The sequence below is a fragment of the Microbacterium sp. ISL-103 genome, from assembly GCF_018613995.1.
Taxonomy (GTDB): Bacteria; Actinomycetota; Actinomycetes; order Actinomycetales; family Microbacteriaceae; genus Microbacterium.
The window spans coordinates 5,696-11,017 of sequence record NZ_JAGGPD010000035.1; the positions used below are offsets into that span (position 1 = coordinate 5,696).

Genomic DNA, 5,322 nt, shown 5'->3' on the forward strand with positions numbered 1-5,322 from the left:
CGCGGGGCTCGTGCCGATGATCCTGGCAGGACTGTACGGCGGGATGCTCGCCGACGCCTTCGATCGGAGACGTGTGGCGCTGATCGCAGCGACCGTGACGTTCGGATCCACGGCGCTGCTCGCGGCCCTCACCTGGACAGGCGCCGAGACGATCTGGTGGCTCTACGTGCTCAGCATCGTCAACTCCGCGGCCAACTCCGTGGGTATGGCCACGCGCACGGCGATCGTCCCCCGCCTCATCCCCCGCGACAAGCTCGCAGCAGCATCGGCGCTGAACGGCGTCGCGTTCGGACTCACCGTGATGGCAGGGCCCGCGCTGGCCGGCATCCTCGTAGCCCTCACCGGGTACGGCTGGACCTACACGCTCGACGTCGTGCTCATGCTGTCGATGTTCCTCGGTCCCTGGACGCTTCCGCCGCTGCGCCCCGAGGGCGAGATCGTTCGCCCCGGACTCGCGTCGCTCGTCGACGGTTGGAGGTTCCTGCGGCGAGCGAGCAACATCCGGACGCAGTACATCATCGACATCATCGCGATGACCTTCGGCCAGCCGCTCGTGCTGTTCCCCGCGCTCGGAACGGTGCTGCTCGGCGGCGGCGCGGTCACCACCGGCATCCTCACCGCCGCGGTCGCCGTCGGCACTTTCGCGTCGAGCCTCTTCTCGGGACGGGTCGTGCACTATCGCTGGCACGGTCGCGGCATCGAACGGGCGGTCGAGGCGTACGGCGTATCGATCCTGCTGTTCGGGATCGTGCTGCTGATCGGCGCCGTCTCCGGCGCCGCGACCACGCGGGTGCCCGACGTCGGTCTGATCGTCGCCGCGGGCATCGCACTCGCGCTGTCGGGAGCATCCGACAACGTCAGCTCGATATACCGCAACACGATGATGCAGGCCGCGGTGCCCGACACCATGCGAGGTCGGCTGCAGGGCGTCTTCATCATCGTCGTCGCCGGAGGGCCCCGGATCGGCGCCCTCTACGCCGGCACGCTCGCATCGCTCACCACGCTGTGGTTCCCGCCGCTGCTCGGTGGCTTCGCGGTGGTCGTGCTGGTCGCCCTGCTTGCGCGCCGCAGCTCGCGATTCCGCGGATACGACGCAGAGAACCCCGAGCCCTGAGGCCCGGGGTTCTCGAGATCAGGATCTGATCTGATCAGTCCTGCTGCAGAGCGCCCTGCAGGTCGAGGCTGATCGTGACGTCCTTGCCGACGAGCACGCCACCGGTCTCGAGGGCCGCGTTCCAGGTGAGGCCGAAGTCCTCGCGGTTGATGACGGTCTTCGCCGACGCGCCGGCCTTGTAGTTGCCCCACGGGTCGGAGCCGAAGCCGCCGAAGTCGAGCTCGAAGCTCACGGGCTTGGTGATCCCGCGGATCGTCAGGTCTCCGTCGACGAACAGCTCGCCGCCCTCGGTGCGCGCACCGGTGGAGACGAACTCCATCGTCGGGAAGTTCTCGGTGTCGAAGAAGTCGCCCGAGCGAAGGTGCGTGTCGCGACCCTCGTCCTTGGTGTCGATCGACGTGACGTCGACGCTCGCCTCGACGCGGGCGTCGAGCGGGTTCTCGGGGGCGACGAGGGTCGCGCTCTTGACGCCGAAGGTGCCGCGGACCTTGGAGATCATCATGTGGCGCACGCTGAACGTGACCTCGCTGTGCGACGGGTCGAGGACCCAGGTGCCGGGACGGTAACCGGGAATGTCGATGCTGGTCATGGTTTCTCCTCTGGAGACATCAGCCGCTAATGCGGCAACGGATGAGGGGCCGTGTTCACGGCGTCACGGATAACAACTTACATGCAGATGCATGTATTCCCACGAATGGAGATCTCTTCGCGTGAGACGAAGAAGGCGCCGCACCCCGAGGGGTGCGACGCCTTCCCACGCGACGGCGATCAGCCGACGGCGACGAGGTCGATGATGAAGATCAGGGTCTTGCCGGACAGGAAGTGTCCGCCCCCGACGGGGCCGTAGGCGAGGTGCGGCGGGATGACGAGCTCACGACGACCGCCCTCCTTCATGCCGGGGATGCCGTCCTGCCAGCCCTGGATCAGGCCGCGGAGCGGGAACTGGATGGTCTCGCCGCGTCCCCACGACGAGTCGAACTCCTCGCCCGACTCGAACTCGACACCGGCGTAGTGCACGGTCGCGGTGTCGCCGGGCTTGGCCTCGGCGCCGTCTCCTTCGATGATGTCGCGGATCACGAGCTCCGCAGGGGCGGGGCCGGTGGGGGCGTCGAACTCAGGCTTTGTGCGATCAGTCATGCTCTCCATCCAACCCGAGCATCCGGTCGCGGGTCAACGCGGTGACGACTGCTCAGAGCGAACAGCGGGAGCCACGCCGAACCCGAATTCGCCGAACCTGCAAGGAAGCCCTTGACACCCACAGGGACCGGGTGCACCCTGTTTACAGATCAACTCAGCGCCCGGTAGACATGCAGGCATCGCCGCAGCACCGGGCGCTGAGTCTGTGCCCGGGCGACTGCATCCGGTCGACCCTCGCGATATTCAGGGGGTGGGATCCAGATCCTCGGCGTACCCGACGAGGATCGCTGCCAGCTCGTCCGGCCTGCTGAGCGCGACGCAATGACCGCCGTCGATCTCGTCGGCGACGATCCCCAGGCGCTTCCGGGCGAGATCGCGGAGGAACGCGGCGGGGAAGAACCGGTCTTGAGTGCAGACGATGAATCTGGTCGGCACCGGGGGCCAGGAATCGAGCGGCCAGACGGCAGCCATCGAGGCCTCGGAGGGGTGCGCGCGCTCCCTGCGCATCGCCTCCTCCGCCAGCGCGCGAGGCACATCGTGGAAGAACCCCACGAAGGGGTCGTCGCTGCCGGTGAGACCGCCGTCTCGGGCGGATTGTGCCTCGACCGCAGCACCGAATCCGGTGTTCGCCCACCACGCCTCCGGCGCCTCGCCCGGAGTCGGGATCATGGCGGCGAGCAGGACGAGCCCGTCGGCCGACACCCGCTCCGCGACGATCGGAGCGGTGAAGCCTCCGAAGGAATGACCGACCACGATCCCGCCCCGCCGCCCTCCGACAGCGGCCGCCGCCGCGTCTGCGTAGTCGTCGAGCGTGAGCGATCCGTCATCCCCGGGGAGGTCCGGAGCGATCACCTCATGACCACGGGCCTCGAGAGCCGCCGACACGAGATGCCATGACCACCCCGTGTCTCCTGCTCCGTGGATGAGGATGAAGGTGGTCATGGTCGCATCCGCCGTCAGTACGCCAGGAGTGCGGCCCTGGCCGCGCGGGTCCTGGCGAGCAGCGCCTGCTCGTCGGCGGGTGCCATCGGATCACGGCCGGTGATCGCTCGCTGGCGCACGGAGGCGAGCGTCGTGGCGTCCTTGATGAACTCCCGCATGAGGGGACGCCGGTCTCCCCGCAGCTGCGCCGCCCAGGCGAGCCCCGTCTTGCGACCGGCGGGCGTCGCCAGCATCGTGACCTCCTCGGGGGTGAACCACCCCGCTGCCGCGTAGTCGCCGAGGCGGGCCTTGGTGAGGCGCGTCTCTTCGCGTCGAAGAGCGATGATCCCGATGATGAAGCCGACGAACAGCGGCACCTGGAGGACGAAGTACAGAAGGAAGAAGTTGACGAACGACGAACCGTTCCACAGGCCGTGCAGGATCATCGCGCCGAGCATCCCGAGAAGGCCGAAGCCGAGCACCGCACCGCCGGAGGCGTGTCGGCGAGCGGCGAGACCGATCGCGAGACCGGTCAGCGACGTGAACATGGCGTGCGCGAAAGGCGACATGATCGCCCGCAGGATGAACGTCACCGTCAGCTGCTCCCCGCCGCCCTCGATGAGACTGATGGCGAAGTACTGGATGTTCTCGGTGAAAGCGAATCCCGCGCCGACGAGAGCTCCGTACACGACGCCGTCCACCGGGCCGTTGAACGCTCGTCGGGCGATGAGGAAGATGAGGAACACGCCGAGGCCCTTCCAGAACTCCTCGACGATCGGGGCCTGGATGACGGCTCCCACCGCCTCTCCCCTGAATCCGAACACCGCGGTGAGCGCGAGGTCGACGAGCAGGGTGAGACCGACCGCGGCGACCGCTCCCCACGCGATCGCGAAGAACACGAGCGATTTGGGCTCAGGCTCCCACCGGTCGATCATCCTCACGACGAAGAACACGATCGCGAGCGGGACGAGCGCGAGGACGAGCCCGATGATCGACGCCAGCGGTCCGAGGAACAGACCGAAGTAGGCGATGAGGGCGAGCATCAGCAGGCCGATGAACCCGAACAGCGAATACAGCGCGATGCGACCGCCGCGGCGAGCGGGCGGCAGCGCTGGCAGTCCCTGCGCGGGCGACGGGGCCGCCGGGGCGGGCGGAGAGTACGGCGTCGGCTGCGCGAGAACGGACGCGTACTCGGGACGCTGCGAGAACTGCGCCGGCGTGTAGCTCGACTGCGCATACTGCTGCGCGGTGTACTGCTGCGGTGCGGGAGGCTGATTCACCGGATACCCCTGCGGCTGCTGCGGATATCCGGGCTGCTGCGGGTATCCGTACTGCGGCTGCGGAGCCGGAGGCTGCTGCGGTGCCGGCGCCTGCTGAGCAGGAGGCTGCTGCGGCGCAGGCGGCGGCGTGTACGGCGATGGCTGGGTGGGTCCTCCGGAACTCATAGGCAAAGCATATGGCGAACAAGCATCCTTGCCCCGCTCTGGCGACTTCCTCCAGCCATTCCCGCGCGCCACCGGATACCGTAGGAGTATGCGGTTCGCTCATCTGCGTCGTGCCGACTCCTCCGCTGTGCATCTCGCAGTGGTGGAGGGTGCCGATGCCATCCTCGTCTCCGATCTCCTTTCCGACCCCCCTGCCACGCTTCAGACGCTGATCGAGGGAGGGGAGCAGACACTCACCGCTCTTCGCTCGGCTCTCGAGGGCGACGCGCCGCGGCATCCGCTCGACGGCTGGTCCTTCGAGTCAGCAGTGATCGCCCCTCCGGCCGTCCTCGCCGTGGGCCTCAACTACGCGGCTCACTCGAGCGAACTCGGGCTCAAGACCGACGCCGCGCCGACGGTCTTCACGCTGTGGCCGAACTCGCTCACCGGCCATGAGCAGACGACGTCGTGGCCCCGTGCGCTGAGCGAAGCCGTGGACTACGAGGCAGAGCTGGGGGTGCTGATCGGCACGCCCGCCAAGGACGTCGACGAGGCGGACGCCCTCTCTCACGTCTGGGGCTACACGGTCGTCAACGACATCACCGCGCGCAACGTGCAGTTCTCCGAGGCGCAGTGGTCGCGGTGCAAATCGTTCGACGGCTTCTCCCCCACCGGTCCGTTCGCGGTTACCGCAGACGAGACCGCCGACCCGCAGGACCTGCACAT

6 protein-coding genes are annotated in these 5,322 nt (G+C 68.0%); 2 read left to right on the top strand and 4 right to left on the bottom strand.

The features are described 5' to 3' along the window. On the top strand, positions 1-1,114 hold a 1,114-nt coding region (locus J7E68_RS01560; protein ID WP_251048517.1), incomplete at its 5' end, for an MFS transporter. A gap of 34 nt (positions 1,115-1,148) precedes the next feature. Here the strand turns inward: J7E68_RS01560 and J7E68_RS01565 are convergent. From J7E68_RS01565 to J7E68_RS01580, 4 genes are all read right to left on the bottom strand, one after another. Then, the gene (locus J7E68_RS01565; RefSeq protein WP_215169223.1) at positions 1,149-1,703 is read right to left on the bottom strand and encodes a YceI family protein; all 555 of its coding nucleotides are present in this window, start codon (positions 1,701-1,703) and stop codon (positions 1,149-1,151) included. Positions 1,704-1,882: 179 nt separating this feature from the next. Continuing rightward, positions 1,883-2,251, bottom strand: a complete 369-nt coding sequence (locus J7E68_RS01570) for an FKBP-type peptidyl-prolyl cis-trans isomerase (RefSeq protein ID WP_215169225.1) — start codon at positions 2,249-2,251, stop codon at positions 1,883-1,885. 243 nt (positions 2,252-2,494) lie between these two features. Further along, a complete protein-coding gene (locus J7E68_RS01575) occupies positions 2,495-3,193 on the bottom strand; it encodes an alpha/beta hydrolase (RefSeq protein WP_215169227.1) in 699 nt (232 codons plus the stop codon). A 14-nt stretch (positions 3,194-3,207) separates the two neighbouring features. Further along, the gene (locus J7E68_RS01580; protein ID WP_215169229.1) at positions 3,208-4,617 is read right to left on the bottom strand and encodes a PrsW family intramembrane metalloprotease; all 1,410 of its coding nucleotides are present in this window, start codon (positions 4,615-4,617) and stop codon (positions 3,208-3,210) included. Positions 4,618-4,705: 88 nt separating this feature from the next. Here J7E68_RS01580 and J7E68_RS01585 point away from each other — a divergent pair. After that, the coding region (locus tag J7E68_RS01585; RefSeq protein ID WP_215169231.1) for a fumarylacetoacetate hydrolase family protein at positions 4,706-5,322 on the top strand (617 nt) is incomplete at its 3' end.

Coding starts and splice junctions, on each gene's coding strand:
- J7E68_RS01570 (WP_215169225.1), bottom strand. CDS start 2,251: ATGACTGATCGCACAAAGCCTGAGTTCGACGCCCCCACCGGCCCCGCC.
- J7E68_RS01565 (WP_215169223.1), bottom strand. CDS start 1,703: ATGACCAGCATCGACATTCCCGGTTACCGTCCCGGCACCTGGGTCCTC.
- J7E68_RS01575 (WP_215169227.1), bottom strand. CDS start 3,193: ATGACCACCTTCATCCTCATCCACGGAGCAGGAGACACGGGGTGGTCA.
- J7E68_RS01580 (WP_215169229.1), bottom strand. CDS start 4,617: ATGAGTTCCGGAGGACCCACCCAGCCATCGCCGTACACGCCGCCGCCT.